This window comes from Enterococcus sp. AAFC-DPL-6103, from assembly GCF_058216595.1.
In genome coordinates, this window is the sequence record NZ_CM177102.1 from 2,350,338 (window position 1) to 2,368,501 (window position 18,164).

The following is an 18,164-nucleotide window of genomic DNA, read 5'->3' on the forward strand; positions in this document are numbered from 1 at the left end:
GGTAAAAAAAACAGGATAAAACGAACAATCGTTTTATCCTATCCGATTCTTTTTTATTTTCTCTTTAAACGCCATCTTCATAGAAACGGCCTAAAATTTGAACATTTTCTGCAATACTTACGAAAGCGTCCGGATCAGAGGCTTTCATTGCCTCTCTTAATAGCGGGAGTTCATAACGAGTCACAATCGTCATCAAAACTGTTTGCTTATCATGTTTGTATGCACCTTCTGCTTCATTGATGATCGTGATCCCTCGACGCATACATTTTTGAATTTCATTCACGACTTTTTCAGGGTGTTTTGTGACAATCATAACCTGCATTTTCTTCTGTTTCGTGTAAAAAACATCTGTCACTTTTCCGCTAACAAAAATCGACAACGTGCTATAAAACATGTATTGCCAACCAAACAAGATTCCTGCAACAAAAACAATCAACGCATTGAAATAAATCGAAATAGATCCAATTGATTTCCCTGTTTTCTTTCGTATCGTAATACTGACGATATCTAGTCCGCCCGAAGATAAACCATTTCTAAGTACTAAACCTATCCCCGCCCCCATCACTGCTCCACCAAATAATGCACAGATGATTGGATCAGTTGATAACACTGTTTCGGGAACGATGTGGATGAATAGCGAGGTCAACGTGACCGTAATAAACGTGAAAATTGTAAATTTCTTACCGATTTTAAACCAAGCTAAGAAAAACAACGGAACATTCAATAGGTAAAGAGTTGTTGATACAGGTACTTCAAAACCAATCAGTGATTTGGATAAGGTGGTTAAAATTTGTGCCAGACCAGTAATACCACTTGAATAAATATGACCTGGTTGATAAAAAAGATTTAACGCAATTGACGCAATTAACGCATAAACAATAGATACCGAAAGCTTGGTCGTATAATCGTGATAGGCCCAATTTTCGAACGTTTTTTTCATGAAAAAGCCTCGCTTTACATAATTATGGCTCTATTATAAGGTTTTTTCGTATAAAAAAAAAGAGGAGATGGCAAAAGCTTAAGACTTTTACCATCCTCTCAGAAACATTTCTTTTTTAACTCATTTTATTCTTCAATCTCTGTAACATCAATACTCAATTCTGCTAACTGGAATGGCGAAACTAAACTTGGTGCTTCACTCATGACATCAGCAGCTTTTCCGTTTTTAGGGAAAGCAATCACTTCGCGGATATTTTCTTCACCTGCAAGTAGCATAGCAAAACGATCTAAGCCTAAAGCAATTCCGCCATGTGGAGGGAAACCATAGTCCAATGCAGTTAATAAGAAGCCAAATTGTTCTTCCATTTGTTCTTTCGTGAAGCCAAGTGTTTCAAGAACTTTTTCTTGTAACTCACGCGTATGGATACGAATTGAACCCCCACCAAGTTCATAACCGTTTAAAACGATATCGTAAGCTTCCGCATAGACTTTCGCTGGATCTGTACCCAACAACTCAACATCTTTGGCTTTTGGCATCGTAAATGGATGATGTGCAGAAACATAGCGACCTTCTTCTTCTGAATATTCAAATTGTGGCCAATCAGTTACCCATAAGAAATTGAATTTTTCTTCATCAATCAATCCTAGCTCTTTTGCCAAACGCGTACGAAGAGCACCTAATGATGCTGCGACAACTTCTGCTTTGTCTGCACAGAATAACAATAAATCACCAACTTGGGCATCTGTTGCTTGAATGATTTCTTCGCCAGCTTCACTCATGAATTTTGCGATTGGTCCTTTCAAACCTTCTTCTTCCACTTTCAGCCATGCAAGTCCTTTTGCTCCAAATTGACCAACATATTGACCTAAATGATCTAAATCTTTTCGAGAATAATTGCCAGCAGCACCTTTTACATTCAAAGCTTTAACTACTCCACCATTTTCTAAAGCCATTTGGAATACTTTAAACTCGATGGATTTCACCGTTTCACTTAAATCGATCAGTTCCATTTCAAAACGTGTATCAGGTTTGTCACTGCCGTAGCGACTCATTGCATCATCATAAGTCATTCTTGGGAATGGCAATGTTACATCTAATCCACGAACATCTTTCATGACTTTCGCAATTAAACCTTCTGTATAGGTTTGAATTTCTTCAGAAGTTAAAAAAGTTGTTTCAATATCAACTTGGGTAAATTCCGGTTGACGATCGCCACGTAGGTCTTCATCTCTGAAACAACGTACGATCTGATAATAACGATCAAATCCTGCATTCATCAATAATTGTTTAAATAATTGTGGTGACTGAGGCAACGCGTAGAAATGACCTGCATGGACACGAGAAGGAACTAAATAATCACGTGCGCCTTCGGGTGTTGATTTACCTAAGTAAGGTGTTTCAATGTCTAGGAAATCATTATCATCCAAATAGTGACGAATGGCTTTAGTTGTTTCGTGACGCATTTTAATATTTTTTGTCATTTTCGGACGGCGCAAATCTAAATAGCGATATTTCAAACGAACTTCATCACTGATTGTTTGATCATCTTCAATCGAGAAAGGGGGTGTTTTTGCTTGGTTTAAAATTGTCATTTCATTGGCAATCATTTCGACTTCACCCGTTGCCATTTTCGTATTGATTGCATTCTCAGCACGACGTTTGATCACACCAGTTACTTCAATTACATATTCACTTCGGCATTTATCTGCTACTTCCCAAGCTTCTTTCGAAATTTCTGGGTTGAAGACTACTTGCACAATTCCTTCACGGTCACGTAAGTCAATGAAAATCAATCCACCTAAATCACGACGTTTTTGTACCCAACCCTTAAGTGTAATTGTTTGATCTAATTGTTCCTGGGAAACAAACCCACAATAAATTGTCCTTTTTGCCATCTTTCTCTCTCCTTCTTACTCAAATAATGTCGTTGTCATTTCATCGTACACTTCATCAAAGCGTTGATAGATTTCTTGTAATGAAAAGCTTTTTTCTTTACGATCTGCCATTGACTTCACATTAATTGTCTGGTTCTTTAGTTCATCTTCTCCAAGTACTAGCACTAATTTGGCATTTGCTTTGTCAGCTGTTTTGAACTGGGCTTTTGCTTTACGATTCATGACATCACGATCCGCAGAAAAGCCAAAGTTACGAATCGCTTGGACTACTTTTAATGCTTCAAGATTTGTGACTTCACCAATTCCAACCACGTAAGCATCTAATTCATTTAAGGCTGGAATAACTACTTCTTCTGCTTCCATGGTTAACAAGATACGTTCGATGCCCATTGCGAAACCGAATGCTGGTGTTTCTGGTCCACCAAGCTCTTCTACTAATCGATCATAGCGACCACCAGCACAAATTGTTGCTTGAGCACCCATTTTTGGAGCATCACTCATAATTTCAAAGATAGTATGTGTATAGTAATCCAGACCACGAACCATATTGCTATCAATTTCATAAGGGATTTCTAATGCATCTAACATAGCTGTCACAGTTTCAAAATGGTTCTTAGCTGATTCACTTAAGTAATCCAAAATCGAAGGTGCATCTGCAACAAATTTTTGGTCTCGTTTATCTTTACTGTCAAGGACACGCAAAGGATTTTGATGTAACCGTCGTTTTGAGTCTTCACTTAATTCATTTTCAACTGGTTCTAAATAGTCAATCAATGCTTGACGATAAGCCTGTCGTGTTTCTTGATCACCTAGAGAATTGATGACCAAACGAATTTGTGTGATGCCTAACTGTTTGAAAAAGTCTAACGCCATTGCCATACTTTCAACGTCTGTTGCTGGGTTATCAGAACCAAATGCCTCAACACCAATTTGATGGAATTGACGCAAACGACCTTTTTGCGGACGTTCATAACGGAACATTGGCCCCATGTAAAAAGTTTTATAAGGTTTAGCAAACTCTGGTCCGAATAATTTGTGTTCTACAAATGAGCGAACAATTGGAGCCGTTCCTTCTGGACGTAAAGTTACGTGACGGTCACCTTTGTCATAAAAATCATACATTTCTTTTGAAACGATATCAGTCGTGTCTCCTACACTGCGTGAGATAACTTCATAATGTTCAAAAATCGGCGTGCGAATTTCATTGTATTGATAGTCTCTAAATAATAAACGTGCTGTTTCTTCAATAAATTGCCATTTTTCTGATTCACCTGGCAAAATATCATTCGTTCCTTTTGGTCGTTGAAAGTTCATACATCTCTCTCCTTTTTATGTAACTAAGTGAAAAAAAAATTCACCCCTGTTCACAATGAACAAGGGCGAATGAAAGTCATACACGGTACCACCTAATTTTGAAAGATTGCTCTTTCCTCTCACGAATAACGCTCGTACACGGGACGGCTTTGCACGCGTCCATCTCCAGAGTGTCTTTTCGGTAACCAACTCTTGAATCATTTTCAGCCTCGATGATTCTCTCTATCTAAAAAGTATAGGTTACTTACTCGCTCTTTCAGTGATTTTTTATATTATCTACAACTTACTAAAAACACTTCACAAAGTCAAGAATATTTGCCCTAAAAGTTAAACAAGCCTCTTTCATTTTTCAAAAGACAATTTATTTTTGCATTTCTTCAGTTTGTTTTAAACTGAAACAAAGGAGGAATTCAACATGGCAGAAGTAAGAATCGGACATTCTCAAGTATATGCAGAACAACTTGGCTTAGGAACAAATGCTGTTGGTGGACACAATTTATTCCCTCATTTAGAGGACGAAGTGGGGAAACAAATCATTCGAACAGCACTTGATAATGGCATCAATCTTCTTGATACGGCTTACGCCTATGGTTTTGGTCGCTCAGAAGAATTGATTGGTGAAGTCTTGAAAGAAAAAGAATATGACCGTTCACGTATCGTCATTGCAACTAAAGCAGCTCATGACCCAAACAATTCTGGAAAATTTAATAATACACCTGAATTTTTGACTCAAGCTGTTGAAGATGCTCTAAAAAGACTACAAACAGATTATATTGATATTTTTTATATTCATTTTCCAGACGAAAAAACGCCAAAAAACGAAGCAATAGCTACTTTGCATCAATTAAAAGAAGCTGGAAAAATACGAGCAATCGGTGTTTCAAATTTTTCTTTAGCCCAATTAAAAGAAGCTAACCAAGAAGGATACGTAGATATCGTTGAAGACCATTACAGCTTGATCCAACGAAAGGCGGAGACAGAACTTTTTCCTTACATCAAACAACATAAGATTAGTTTTGTCCCTTATTTTCCACTAGCTTCAGGTCTTTTGACTGGGAAATATCAGCTTGGACAACCACTTTCATTTTCTAAAGGTGATCTTCGATTAAAGCAGCCAAATTTTCAAGGTGAACGTTTTGAAAAAATTATTCATACTGTTGAGCAACTTCGTCCACTCGCAGCGAACTATCAAACAAACATTGCTCAATTAGTATTAGCATGGTATATGAAAAATCCAGCTGTCTCTGTCGTAATTCCTGGTGCAAAAAAACCTGAACAAGTCTCAAGTAATGCTCAGGCTTTAGATATCCATTTAACAAATGCCGATTACCAACTAATCGATCAGCTATTTGCAGAATTTTAATCAAAAATAGAAGTTCTTGTTCGACTAAGCCGTAGATTTTATATACTAAAATCTACGGCTTTCTACGTCATCTTTAAGCTAAAAAAAGATTTGTTATAGGAAAATGCAACCAATGGCTAGGCGATTGATGGTAGTTATTGCATTTTTCTATCGTCAATTCAATACTAGAAAAAGATACTACTTATTTTCCGTCATACTTTCCATCTTTGCTAAATAAAAAATAAACTAATATCCCAAAACCTACTAATGCAACAATACTTCCGACAATGGGAACCCAGTTAGCATACTCACTTGCTAACATAAGTATCGCTCCTCCAACAAATAGAAAACCACCTGCTAATAAATTTTCCATCAAACCCCTCCTTTTTGTATATTTATACACCAGTATAACATAGAAATATAAAAAGCTTTATCATACTGCATCATAAAGCTTGGGACAAAAATACCATACAAGTAAATTAATCATAGGATACATAAATTGACATAGAATTGATTTCTATGACGAAGAACTGTGTTAATTTAATGTCCCTAGATCGATTGCAAAACCTGACAAATCTCTCCTATTTTTTAGTCGATATTCCAATAAATGACAGAAAAGCACATTCATCAATAATTTTATCAATGTATTGTACAAACTTATTTTCGAATTTAAAGTACAAATAAAAAATAAAAGCCAACATTAGCATGTACCTGCCATGTCGACTTTTATCTTAACTATTTTAGTAATTAAGAGAGCTCTTACTTCTGTTTTTATTTATTTTGTGAGTCGATTACAATGGTTACGGGACCGTCATTTACTAAAGAAACATCCATATCTTCGCCAAATTTACCAGTTGAAACTGGAATACCACGTTGTTTCAAACCAGTATTAAAAGCTTCGTATAATGGAATAGCCGTTTCTGGACGTGCAGCGGCAATAAAACTTGGTCGATTGCCTTTTTTAGTATCCGCAAACAGCGTAAATTGTGAAATACTTAAAATTTGACCACCAATGTCTTCAATACTTGTATTCATCTTGCCTTGTTCATCTTCAAAAATACGCATTTGCGCGATTTTTTTAACCAAATAGTCTACATCATTTTGAGTATCTGCTTCATGAATACCTAATAAAATTAATAACCCCTGATTGATCTTACCGATTTCTTGACCATTGATCGTAACTGCCGCTCGGCTCACTCGTTGAATGACTGCTCGCATCAAATTTTCCCTCTCTTCACATTTATCCGTTCATCCGCCGTACACTATAGACATCTGGAACAGACTTGATTTTATCTACAATACTTTTTAGGTGTGTTAAGTTCTGGATCCCTACCGTTAAATGGATTGTTGCCATCTTATCTTTATTCGTACGTGCTTCCACACTATTAAGATTTTTTGTCATAGAATTAACAGTTTGCAAAACATCATTTAATAGACCTGAACGATTATAGCCATAAATTTCTAGGTCAGCATCATATTCTTTTTTAGAATTTGAAGTATCTTCCCATTCTACTTCAATTAATCGTTCTGCAACATTCGGTTTATCCGGCTGAACATTTGGACAATCACGACGATGAATGGAAATTCCTCGTCCTTTGGTAATATAACCAACAATATCGTCTCCCGGAACCGGATTACAACAACGACTAATACGAATAAGCAAGTTTTCAACACCTTGAATCACCACGCCACCTTCATGACGAACCTTCATTTTTTCTGGTTCTTTTTTCGGTTGGTTCATCAATTCGTCGGCTTCTTGTTTTTGTTGCTCGATTTTTTGTTCACGACGTTCTTTTTCAGTCAATCGATTTGCCATTGTTAACGGGCTGATTTCACCATACCCCACGGCCGCATAAATATCATCTTCATTATTGTAATTAAATCGATCCAAGACTTCTTGCAGTTTTTCTTTGGTCAAAATATCTTTTGGCAAGAAACCAAGATCAGAAATACACTTGGTAACTGATTCATGACCTTTGGTAATATTTTCTTCACGATCTTGTGCCTTGAAGAAACGTTTAATTTTATTTTTTGCTTTGCTCGTTGCAACAATTTTTAACCAATCACGGCTCGGACCAAACGAATTAGGTGAAGTTAAGATTTCAATGATATCACCATTTTTCAATTTATAATCCAATTGAACCATTTTACCATTCACTTTTGCGCCAGTTGTCTTGTTCCCAATATCAGTATGGATGCTATAAGCAAAATCCAATGGTCCCGATCCTTTAGGAAGCTCGGTTACATCTCCCTTTGGTGTAAAGACATAGACTTTATCACTGAAGATATCACCCTTAACGCCTTCCATAAAGTCAGATGCATCATAACTTTCGTCTTGTAATTCAATAATTTCATGGAACCAACTTAACTGCTTCGTCATTCCGTCAGGTTCTACTTTATCATTTTTTCCTTCTTTGTAAGCCCAGTGTGCTGCAACCCCAAATTCTGCGATTTCATGCATTTCTTGCGTACGAATTTGAATTTCAACAGGATTTCCCGCTGGACCAATCACTGTCGTATGCAAAGATTGATACATGTTCGCCTTTGGCATAGCAATATAATCTTTGAATCTTCCTGGCATTGGTTTCCACTTCGTATGGATCGCACCTAAGACTGCATAACAATCTTTGATAGACTCGACAATTACTCGGATAGCCAGTAAATCATAGATTTCACTAAATTGTTTCTTCTGATCTTTCATTTTTCGATAAATCGAATAAATATGCTTTGGGCGACCATAGATTTCTGCATAGATGTCTAGTTCTTCTGTCGCTACTCGAATATCTTCTACAGTTGCATTCACATACTGCTCGCGTTCTTCACGTTTTGTTCGCATCAAATGAACGATTCGATAATATTGTTTTGGATTAAGATAGCGTAAAGCAGTATCTTCTAATTCCCATTTGATTCGACTAATCCCTAAACGATGTGCTAACGGTGCATAGATTTCTAATGTTTCTTGTGCAATTCGACGTTGCTTATCTTCCCGTAAATGTTTTAGTGTACGCATGTTATGAAGACGATCGGCCAATTTCACCATGATTACGCGTAAATCTTGTGCCATTGCTAGCAACATTTTACGATGGTTTTCTGCTAATTGTTCTTCATGAGATTTATATTTTATTTTTCCCAATTTAGTAACGCCGTCAACCAGCATGGCTACATCGTCACCAAATTCTTCTCGTAAATCATCCAAAGTTACTTCTGTATCTTCAACTACATCATGTAAAAATCCTGTTGCTACAGTGTGCGGATCCATTTTCAACTCAGCTAAGATCCCAGCAACTTGGATCGGATGAATAATATAAGGCTCTCCAGATTTTCTAAATTGTCCATCATGCGCTGCTGTTGCATAATCACATGCTTTTTGTACAAATGCAACATGATCCGGTCCCATATATTTACTAACAAGCGCAATAACGCCAGGACCTGTTAAAATTTCTTCTTTTGACATACAAACCGATCCCCCTTTCGTTTCGATAGCAAAACAGGAGAGGCATCTGAAATCACAATTTCTAAATTTCAGCTAACTGGTATAAAGAATTCGTTTTTCCACGAATGGTATTAAAAATAACTCCGAAAAAACAACGCATCATCACACAAAAACCTAAAAATGATTTCTGGTGCCTTTTGTCAATTTCATCGGAGCTAGTTAATTTGACCCAACCTCTTTTTATTTTTTATCGGACTCTTGAACGGTTATTGTTACCATTATACAAATTGTCGTTTCTTTTTTCAATTCTATCATGTTCAAATTTATTAAGAAAAGTTCCGATGACTTATGGCGATTCTTGTAAGCCCATTTGCAACTAAATGGTACACCGTCTCTTTTAGTAAGTCATCACTTATTTGATGATCCAATAATCGTACACGAATGGACTCCCTATTCCTGTTCACCTAGTAATTCCCATTGATAGCTCGCGGCACTCAATAGATATAATGGTGCTGTTTCTGTTCGCAAAATTCTTGGACCTAAGCCACAAAGGATTGCGCCTTCTGCAGATAGTTTTGCTACTTCATCTGGCGTCAACCCACCTTCTGGTCCAAAAATTGCCAAAATACGTTGTCCTGAACCCGATTTTTGTAAGGCTTGTGCTAAGTTTGCTAATTCGCCTTGCTTAGCTGACTCTTCGTAGGCAACTAGCACATGATCATAAGTAGAAATTTTTTGATAGAACTCATTGACTGTACTTAACAATTCTACTTGTGGCACTACTTGACGATGTGATTGCTCTGCAGCTTCTTGAGCAATTTTTGTTAAACGTTGTTGCCGTTTATTCCGTTTTTTTTCATCCCATTTAACAACCGACGTCTTTGCCGGAAACCCAAGAAATGCGTGTGCTCCAAGTTCCGTTCCTTTTTGCACAATCCAGTCTAATTTTTCACCTTTTGGATACCCACTTGCAATGGTAATCATACTTGGCAACTCTTTTTGCCCTTGTTCTTTCATTACCTCTTTTAATTCAACCTCATTTTCTGTAATAGCAATAATTTCAGCAATGATAGCCACTTGGTCACTAAAAGCTAAGTAAACGCGGTCTTCTAGCGTCATACGCATAACTCGAGTTATATGATGATACGGCTCTCCGGTTAATACAAAACGATCTTTTTGCTGATATGGTTCCTCCAAAAAATAACGTTGCATTTAGTCCACCTCAGGTTTTTTCAAAATAATTGCATACCAATCTTTTTGTTGGAAAATTTGATCAACTACAAATCCTTGTGCCTCCATGGCATCAATAACCATTTGCTTTTTATCTTCAATAATTCCAGAGACAACCAACGTTCCTGTTTGCTTTAATAAACGCCATGCATCAGGAATCATCAATAAAATAATATCAGCTAAAATGTTGGCAACAATTACATCACTTTCGATCTCTATCCCATTCAATAGATCATTTGCAGAAACATGGACATCTTTAGCAATTTCATTCATATCCATATTTTCTTTTGCTGAACGGACAGCTACTTCATCAAGATCGTATGCATAAACATCTTTTGCACCTAAATATTTGGCAGCAATACTTAACACGCCTGAACCTGTACCAACATCTAGTACCGTCTCACCACCACGCAGAACAGATTCTAATGCTTCCAAAGTCAGTAATGTTGTTGGATGTGTTCCTGTTCCAAAAGCCATACCTGGATCTAAGGTAATAATTTTTTCCATTGGATCTTGTGTCGTATAATTTTCCCAGCTTGGAGCAACCGTCAACATTCTCGTAATGCGAACAGGATGATAGTATTTTTTCCAAGCCGTTGCCCAGTTACTCTCCTCTACTTCACTAGCCGTTACAATATTTTTCCCAATGGCCAAGCCAAACTCAGGTAATTGTGTCACACGGTCTTTGATAAAAGGTAAGATTTCTGGTAAGAAAATTGTTTCTGGAAAATATGCCATAACCAATGCGCCTTCAGTTAATGAAGTAAAATCAGCCTTATCTAAGATTTCACCATATTGGTCTGATTTAAAATTCTCAACGTCAAGCGCATCTTCGATAGCCACGCCGCTGGCTCCTGCTTCCATTAAAATATTGGCAACAGCTTCAACTGCTTCACTTGCTGTCTCTACTTTTACTTCGTTCCATTTCATCGCTATCGACTCCTTAATAACTTGGATATGGTAAATAAGTTGTTGTATTTTGTTCTTGCTGTTTCTTTTCAACGAACTGTGCGAACTGTTGATTGTCCCAATGTAATTCAAAAATCGTATCTTCATCGTCTGCATCTAAAAAATCCAACAAATCGCTTTGTCCTTGATCCAATACATCCTTCAAATAATCAATCATTGCATCTACAACTGCTTTTTCCAACCCTTTTTTACCTTCATAAGGAATAACTGCTAAATAGTCCTCTTCATCAAATGAAGATTTTTGTGGATTAAATAGTAAAATGCCGTCCTCAAATTCAATGATTTCTTCTTCAGAAACAACACCTTTTGCATCATCGATTTCTAAATGTGCTTTGTTTTCCGCAAACAAGCGCACAACTATTTCAATCGTATGGTTCTTTGTATCCCAATCTAATGCGACGTCATAAGTAGCAATGTTTTTTTCAATGGACTCATCCAAATAACTTAATAAATTATTTTTTTTCATCTTCGTTCCTCCATCCCCAATCTTCTTGATCGATCAGGCGCTTTTTTTGTAAAGAAATATATGGATTGCCTGAAACAATGTAGCGCAACGGCATATCCGTCCACTCTCCCTTATTTGGAATACCAATTCGTGGCAGAGCAATAATTTTTTTTGGTTCCTTACGTTTTTCAAAGTCTAGCCGTAGTGTACTTTCGCTATCCATAATTGATTGACCATAAAGTTCTGGACCAATTGCTAATGCTTTTACTAACTTACCTGGGCCGTTACTGATTTCTGGCCCCACTTTTCCTCCACGATTCTGACTCATTTGTTCAATACCAGCAGCTGGTTGAACAGCTCGAATCATCACACCTTGAGGGACGCCTTCTGGTTGAGTAATAATGTTTAATATCCGATGTGTATGCATCGTATAGAGATAGATTGTTCCAGCCTTTTGATACATCGCACGCACCCTTGGCGTATCTCGCATTCCATAACTGTGGGCAGCTTGGTCATCTGGTCCAAGATAAGCTTCAGCGTCAACAATATAACCAGCTAATTTCCCTAGCGGCGTTACATGTTCTAAATACATTCCTAATAAATTTTTCGCAATTTCTGGCGTTGTTTTATTTTCAAAAAAATTTTCGATTTTCTTTTTCTCTGTCATTTTTTCCACCTACTTTATCATACACAATATTTCCGTTACATGCCATGAAAACAAAACGTTTCTTCTATGTTCTTTCCGCCAGTTTTTTACAAACTATGCTATAATAAACGAACGAAAAATTGAAAGGGAGGTCACTTCATGCAACAACCTTTAGCTTATCGAATGCGTCCTCGCACAATCGATGAAGTCGTTGGACAACAGCAACTAGTCGGTGAAGGAAAAATCATTCGCCGAATGGTTGACGCGCGAATGTTGTCATCAATGATTCTATATGGACCACCTGGCACCGGAAAAACCAGTATTGCTAGTGCCATTGCTGGTTCTACAAACTATGCCTTTCGTACGTTGAACGCCGCAACTGATTCAAAAAAAGATTTACAAGTTGTAGCTGAAGAAGCCAAAATGAGCGGGACAGTCATTTTGTTACTTGATGAAGTTCATCGACTAGATAAAACAAAACAAGATTTTCTTTTGCCTCATCTTGAAAGTGGACGTATCATTTTAATTGGCGCAACGACTGAAAATCCTTATATCACCATTAATCCTGCGATTCGTAGTCGAACACAAATTTTTGAAGTCAAACCCTTAAATGAGACAGATATACAATCAGCAATTCAAACAGCTTTACTTGATAAAGAACGTGGACTTGGAGAATTACCGATTCAACTTGATGGAGACGCCTTGCTTCATTTATCACGAGCAACAAATGGAGACTTGCGAAGTGCGTTAAACGGCCTTGAACTAGCAGCACGATCAACTAAACCGATAGAAGATGGGCTTATCCACCTCACCTTAGCAATCATTGAAGAATGTGTACAAAGAAAAGCATTAACTCATGATAAAAATGGAGACGCTCATTACGACGTCATCTCTGCTTTCCAAAAATCGATTCGCGGCAGCGATGTGGACGCAGCCCTGCACTATCTAGCACGTTTAGTGGAAGCTGGTGATCTTGCAAGTATTTGTCGACGTCTAATGGTCATTGGCTACGAGGACATCGGTCTAGGAAATCCCGCAGCAGCAGCCCGCACTGTTAACGCTGTTCTTGCAGCAGAACGTCTAGGATTACCCGAAGCACGAATTCCTTTAGCAGATGTTGTGGTTGATCTTTGTTTGTCCCCTAAATCTAATTCTGCTTATACTGCACTAGATGCTGCCATTGCAGATATCCGAGCAGGCAAAGCCGGTGAGGTCCCAGATCATTTGCGTGACAGCCATTACCAAGGTGCGAAAAAATTAAAACGCGGACTTGATTATCAGTATCCCCACAACTTTGAACACGCTTGGGTCAATCAACAATATTTACCAGACAAATTAAAAAATGAAACCTATTATCAACCAAAAGAAACTGGAAAATATGAACAAGCCTTAAAGCAACAATATGAACGAATTCAAAATTGGAAAAAGCATTCCCCTCAAAAATAAAACGGTTACTTTCCAAGGAGCACTCCCGTTGCTCTTTTTAAATTCCTATGCTACTATAGAGATGGGAAATCTGTGATGTTCGAATTGTCCTCTTTGTGTGTTGACCGAACATTTTTATTGATATCTTGGGACCTGTCTTGTGTCACTGCTGGTAACATGCCTTATCATTTGGTAGTTCAAAGCTTCGACCGTGGGACCCACCTGCTAGAATTTGCGGGATCAATACTACAGGACAAACAACGGCATTAACGGAGATTACCTTTTGTTTAAGAATGAAGCAATTTGCTTTTAGCAAATTGCTTTTTCTATTTTTATTCTGATTTTTTTGGGGGAACGCTTCATGATTCGTGTGTTGATATCTATTGCAACCATACTACTGGTCTTTGTTAGCTATTATTTATTCAAGAAACAATCTATTTTCTTCGTTTTAATTGAACCATCTGAAAAGAACCAAGCCTTTTTGCAGTTTTCAGGTGTTGTCTATGCCTTTCTTGCTGCATTAGGTTTACTCGTCATCTTTTTTAATCAAAGAATGCTTGCCTTTTTATTCTTAATAGTTGTTATTCTAGCTTCAACTATTTTCAGTATTTCATTTGCTAAAAAAATATCGTCCACTAAGCAGTAAAATAATTTTCTTTTTTTGCAAAGTGCTTTACAATAAGGATAGGAAAAGAACTGATCTTTGAAGGGAGCGAACACTTATGTTACAACAATATAAAAAAATCATGGTTGCCGTCGACGGCTCTGCCGAAGCGGAATTAGCTTTTAAAAAAGCGGTTAACGTTGCAAAACGTAATAACGGAGAACTTTTACTAGCACATGTTATTGATACTCGTGCATTTCAAACTGTTTCTTCATTTGATGGAATGCTAGCTGAACAAGCAACAGAGATGGCTAAACAAACACTAGCTGACTACGAAAAGAGTGCAAAAGAAGCTGGGCTAGAAAAAGTTTCGACTATTGTGGAATATGGTTCACCAAAACCAATCATTGCCAAAGAAATTCCTGATGACAATGATATTGATTTGATTTTATTAGGTGCAACTGGGCTAAACGCTGTAGAACGTTTATTCATTGGTTCAGTTTCTGAGTATGTGATTCGTAATGCAAATTGCGACGTCCTTGTCGTACGTACAGATTTAGAAAACCAACTACCAACAGGTGACGACGAAGAGTAATTTAATTAAAAATCCCCGCCAATCATCATGTATGATTGGCGGGGATTTTTTTTAAGTTTTAAAATACCTATTACAAGATGCATTGGACAAAACAAGCTTATTTTTCATTATAAGAACCCTTATAATAAGTAAACTACTTTATACTAGGATGATTATAATCGTTATTATCGATAATCAAATCAGCGGTTTCTTTTACATGATTTTGTTCAAGGTGTCGTTGGTAAACTGGAATATAACGTGTACGATATTTGTCCATAATCCATTCGCCGACTTTCGGTACATCCCTTTCTCTTCCCCTTCGCATAACTTCTTCCAGTGACACCTCTAAAAAGATTTTGTAGTCAATAAATGGAAGTAACTTCTCTCTAAATAAAAGCGATCCTTCTAAAAGCACAATTGTATGCTCATCAATATTAATCGGCAAATCATCAACATAGGTAGCTAATACCCAATCAAGACCTTTGATTGTCTTGTTAAATACACCTTCTTGCTTCAAAGGAATCAAAAGTTCATTCAAAAGTTTTTGACTATTGAAAGCATGATAAAAGGCATCCACTTCACTACTTTTTTCTTCAGACCATTTGATCAAGGGAAGCGGTTTATGAAAGCTATCATAATGAATGACTTGTACATCATAACCATTATTTTTAAGATAAGTGGCTAATTGTGTTGTAAAGTTCGTTTTTCCTGAAGCATAACTGCCATCGATTCCTATGACACTTGGTTTCTTTAACTTTTGGATTTCTTCTTCAATCACATCATAAATCGGATACAATCGGTTCGCTCCCTCCCTGCTTTATTCGTTTTAACTATATTGAATGACGGACAACAATTGACTTGTAGATAGTTGCTTCCATGCCTATTAGCTTCCATCTTTGGGATAAACATTTTGTATTTCAGAATTATGTAAAAAGAATGCCAAACTTAAGTTTGGCATTCTTTTAAAATTTTATTATCCGCGTAAACGTTCCACATCGCGAGCAATCATTAATTCTTCATCCGTTGGAATAACCAGTAGTTTTACTTTAGATTCTGGTGTTGAAATTTCCACTTCTTCACCACGAATGCTATTCAATTCGGGATCTACTTCACACCCAAACCAAGTCATTCCTTTAATAATCTCACTGCGTACGTGCGCATCATTTTCACCAATTCCAGCGGTAAACACAATTGCATCGACGCCATTCATAGTAGTTACATAACCACCAATGTATTTACGAATACGATCAACAAAAATATCATAAGCTAAACGGATATGCTCTTTTTCATAATTTTTCTCAAGATCACGCATATCGCTTGATAAGCCTGTTAAGCCTAATAAACCAGATTCTTTGTTTAAAACTGTAATCATTTCATCAATTGTCAGATCCAATTTATCCATTAAGTATGGTAAAACAGCTGGATCTAAATCACCTGAACGAGTCCCCATCGTTACTCCTGCTAACGGTGTGAATCCCATTGACGTATCTACTGATTTTCCACCATCAACAGCGGTGATTGAAACACCATTACCCAAATGACAAGTAATGATCTTTAAGTCTTCAATTGGTTTGTTTAATAAACTAGCTGCACGTTCTGAAACATATCGATGACTTGTACCATGAAAACCATATTTTCTTACTTTAAAGTCCTCATAGTAAGAAGTTGGTAGACTATACAAGTAGTTATGTTTTGGCATAGTTGCATGGAAAGATGTGTCAAATACTGCAACACTGATGATATCAGGCAAGATTTTTTTGAATGCCTTGATTCCCATCAAGTTTGCTGGGTTGTGTAATGGGGCAAATTCTGCCAATTCTGCAATTCGTTCCATTACCTCGTCCGTCACGACAACAGAGTCACTATACGTTTCTCCACCATGAACAACACGATGTCCAACACCTGTGATTTCGTCATAAGAACTCAAGATTGTTAATTCAATCAATTGGTCTAATAACATTCTAACAGCTATGTCGTGGTCAGCGATATCCAAAATTTGTTCGAACTTTTGATTGTCACCGTATTTAATTGTAAAAATAGAGTCGCTTAAGCCGATACGCTCAACGATTCCCTTGGCGATAACTGTTTCTTCAGGCATTTGATATAATTGCCATTTTAAACTTGAACTTCCAGCATTGATTGCAATTGTTTTAGACATAGTACTCTCCTTCTATTTTGAATGATTACAGAGCAGATGATTTCCAATCTTCAAATTCTTTAAAGAATTCTGTCACCTTCTCTGGTTCTTTAAGTGAAGCAAGTTTAACAAGTAATACTTCTTTGACTTGTTTTGCTTGCGGACCTTTTTTCTGTAAAATTAAAATACTTTTTTGTGATTCTTTTTTGCGGAATAATTCATCTGGCAACTGAACCATTCCTTGAAGATAGCCTTCTTCTTTAAACCATTTTTTGATCATTTCACTTTGATCAGTTTCTAGGAAATTACTTGGAATCAAGAACAATCCGAAGCCATCTGGTTTTACATACTTCATTGATTGTTCTAACAATAAATGATGTGCATAACTATGACCTTCATCTGCACTTGTCAAAAATTCGCTGGCTTTCTGATCATTCGGATAGTAACCAATGGGTAAATCACTGATAGCAAAATCTACAGGATCAACCAGTAAATCTTGTAACCCATCTTGATGAAAGTACTGAACGTTTGCTTGTGTCAATTCACTTGTCGATGCAGCCACAGACAACAATGTATCATCAATATCGACACCAAATCCTTCAACTTGATAGTTAGCAATTTTCAAATTTAAAAGAACTGTTAGTAGTAGATTACCCATTCCAGCCGAAATATCTAAAATTTTAACCGGTTCTTTTTTATTTGTGAACAACTGTTCAATCAAGAAAACAAATAAATATCCAATGCTATCTGGCGTAAGCTGATGATTAGCTTGCAACCGTTCTGTTTGACTACCTTTTAATAAAAGTAGTTGTGATAGACGACGCCATTCCTCTGGTTCAAAAGACAACTTTTTCAACTCTTTATAAATCGTCTCAATTTGTTGGACAACTTCTGGCGTTGGCACGCCATCGACTACCCGAACTTGATAATCGTCATTTAAATTTTCAGCATTCTCGACATAAGCCTCTAAAAAGGAAGTTCCCAATGCATTTTGAAGCAATTGAATTGCTTCAAGGTTTTGATTAAACCCTTGCTCCATTTTTTCTGGTAACATGGTGCACCTCATTTCTAGATATATTATAACAATTTTTTCACCTGTTTAATTCTATCGGACAATCACAAAAATTTCAATCGTTTTCACTGTTTTTTTGTTTGTGAAACGACAAACATTCTTCTGCTAAAACAGTGATATAACAGAAAAGAGGACGTT

General features: G+C 36.9%; 17 protein-coding genes, 1 other RNA gene and 1 other annotated feature. Of the genes, 5 read left to right on the forward strand and 13 right to left on the reverse strand.

Going from position 1 to position 18,164, the window contains the following annotated elements; translation table 11 throughout:
• Positions 1-64 precede the first annotated feature (64 nt).
• The 3 genes from AC4BC3_RS11155 to hisS all read right to left on the reverse strand — a co-directional run bounded on the left by AC4BC3_RS11155 (position 65) and on the right by hisS (position 4,149).
• Entirely contained in the window at positions 65-940 is an 876-nt protein-coding gene (locus AC4BC3_RS11155; RefSeq protein ID WP_206897679.1) for a YitT family protein, read from the reverse strand.
• Between the two features lie 125 nt (positions 941-1,065).
• Complete coding sequence (gene aspS, locus AC4BC3_RS11160; protein ID WP_490466520.1) at positions 1,066-2,835, reverse strand: aspartate--tRNA ligase; 1,770 nt, start codon at positions 2,833-2,835, stop codon at positions 1,066-1,068.
• Between the two features lie 15 nt (positions 2,836-2,850).
• Positions 2,851-4,149 carry a histidine--tRNA ligase gene (hisS, locus tag AC4BC3_RS11165; RefSeq protein WP_206910291.1) on the reverse strand — a complete coding sequence of 433 codons (1,299 nt, stop codon included), beginning with the start codon at positions 4,147-4,149 and terminating at the stop codon, positions 2,851-2,853.
• Positions 4,150-4,207: 58 nt separating this feature from the next.
• Positions 4,208-4,418, reverse strand: a binding site (T-box leader).
• 146 nt (positions 4,419-4,564) lie between these two features.
• On the opposite strand from hisS, the gene AC4BC3_RS11170 reads away from it, so the two are divergent.
• Complete coding sequence (locus AC4BC3_RS11170) at positions 4,565-5,512, forward strand: aldo/keto reductase (protein ID WP_490466521.1); 948 nt, start codon at positions 4,565-4,567, stop codon at positions 5,510-5,512.
• A 181-nt stretch (positions 5,513-5,693) separates the two neighbouring features.
• Here AC4BC3_RS11170 and AC4BC3_RS11175 read toward each other — a convergent pair whose 3' ends face one another.
• The 7 genes from AC4BC3_RS11175 to AC4BC3_RS11205 form a co-directional block, all read right to left on the reverse strand.
• Positions 5,694-5,864, reverse strand: a complete 171-nt coding sequence (locus AC4BC3_RS11175) for a hypothetical protein (RefSeq protein WP_206910295.1) — start codon at positions 5,862-5,864, stop codon at positions 5,694-5,696.
• 398 nt (positions 5,865-6,262) lie between these two features.
• Positions 6,263-6,709 (reverse strand): D-aminoacyl-tRNA deacylase, encoded by a 447-nt coding sequence (gene dtd / locus AC4BC3_RS11180; protein ID WP_490466522.1) that lies wholly within the window; start codon positions 6,707-6,709, stop codon positions 6,263-6,265.
• Positions 6,710-6,731: 22 nt separating this feature from the next.
• The gene (locus tag AC4BC3_RS11185) at positions 6,732-8,945 is read right to left on the reverse strand and encodes a RelA/SpoT family protein (protein ID WP_206910299.1); all 2,214 of its coding nucleotides are present in this window, start codon (positions 8,943-8,945) and stop codon (positions 6,732-6,734) included.
• A gap of 429 nt (positions 8,946-9,374) precedes the next feature.
• Positions 9,375-10,136 (reverse strand): 16S rRNA (uracil(1498)-N(3))-methyltransferase, encoded by a 762-nt coding sequence (locus tag AC4BC3_RS11190; RefSeq protein ID WP_490466523.1) that lies wholly within the window; start codon positions 10,134-10,136, stop codon positions 9,375-9,377.
• Positions 10,137-11,084, reverse strand: a complete 948-nt coding sequence (prmA, locus tag AC4BC3_RS11195; protein WP_490466524.1) for a 50S ribosomal protein L11 methyltransferase — start codon at positions 11,082-11,084, stop codon at positions 10,137-10,139.
• A 13-nt stretch (positions 11,085-11,097) separates the two neighbouring features.
• Positions 11,098-11,589, reverse strand: a complete 492-nt coding sequence (locus tag AC4BC3_RS11200; protein WP_206910305.1) for a DUF3013 family protein — start codon at positions 11,587-11,589, stop codon at positions 11,098-11,100.
• Entirely contained in the window at positions 11,576-12,235 is a 660-nt protein-coding gene (locus AC4BC3_RS11205) for a DNA-3-methyladenine glycosylase (RefSeq protein WP_490466525.1), read from the reverse strand. The genes AC4BC3_RS11200 and AC4BC3_RS11205 overlap by 14 nt, the downstream gene beginning before the upstream one ends.
• A gap of 138 nt (positions 12,236-12,373) precedes the next feature.
• On the opposite strand from AC4BC3_RS11205, the gene AC4BC3_RS11210 reads away from it, so the two are divergent.
• The 4 genes from AC4BC3_RS11210 (at position 12,374) to AC4BC3_RS11225 (ending at position 14,838) form a co-directional block, all read left to right on the forward strand.
• Positions 12,374-13,660 (forward strand): replication-associated recombination protein A, encoded by a 1,287-nt coding sequence (locus AC4BC3_RS11210; protein WP_490466526.1) that lies wholly within the window; start codon positions 12,374-12,376, stop codon positions 13,658-13,660.
• Between the two features lie 64 nt (positions 13,661-13,724).
• Positions 13,725-13,919, forward strand: a non-coding RNA gene (ssrS, locus tag AC4BC3_RS11215) — 6S RNA.
• Positions 13,920-14,000: 81 nt separating this feature from the next.
• A complete protein-coding gene (locus AC4BC3_RS11220) occupies positions 14,001-14,285 on the forward strand; it encodes a hypothetical protein (protein WP_206910309.1) in 285 nt (94 codons plus the stop codon).
• Positions 14,286-14,361: 76 nt separating this feature from the next.
• Complete coding sequence (locus AC4BC3_RS11225; protein WP_206910310.1) at positions 14,362-14,838, forward strand: universal stress protein; 477 nt, start codon at positions 14,362-14,364, stop codon at positions 14,836-14,838.
• Positions 14,839-14,971: 133 nt separating this feature from the next.
• Here the strand turns inward: AC4BC3_RS11225 and AC4BC3_RS11230 are convergent, their stop codons facing one another.
• The 3 genes from AC4BC3_RS11230 to AC4BC3_RS11240 all read right to left on the reverse strand — a co-directional run bounded on the left by AC4BC3_RS11230 (position 14,972) and on the right by AC4BC3_RS11240 (position 18,008).
• The gene (locus tag AC4BC3_RS11230; RefSeq protein WP_206910311.1) at positions 14,972-15,613 is read right to left on the reverse strand and encodes a uridine kinase family protein; all 642 of its coding nucleotides are present in this window, start codon (positions 15,611-15,613) and stop codon (positions 14,972-14,974) included.
• A gap of 177 nt (positions 15,614-15,790) precedes the next feature.
• Positions 15,791-16,975, reverse strand: coding sequence for an acetate/propionate family kinase (locus AC4BC3_RS11235; protein ID WP_206910312.1), 1,185 nt, complete (start codon positions 16,973-16,975; stop codon positions 15,791-15,793).
• Between the two features lie 25 nt (positions 16,976-17,000).
• Positions 17,001-18,008 carry a class I SAM-dependent methyltransferase gene (locus tag AC4BC3_RS11240; protein WP_206910313.1) on the reverse strand — a complete coding sequence of 336 codons (1,008 nt, stop codon included), beginning with the start codon at positions 18,006-18,008 and terminating at the stop codon, positions 17,001-17,003.
• Between the last annotated feature and the right edge of the window lie 156 nt (positions 18,009-18,164).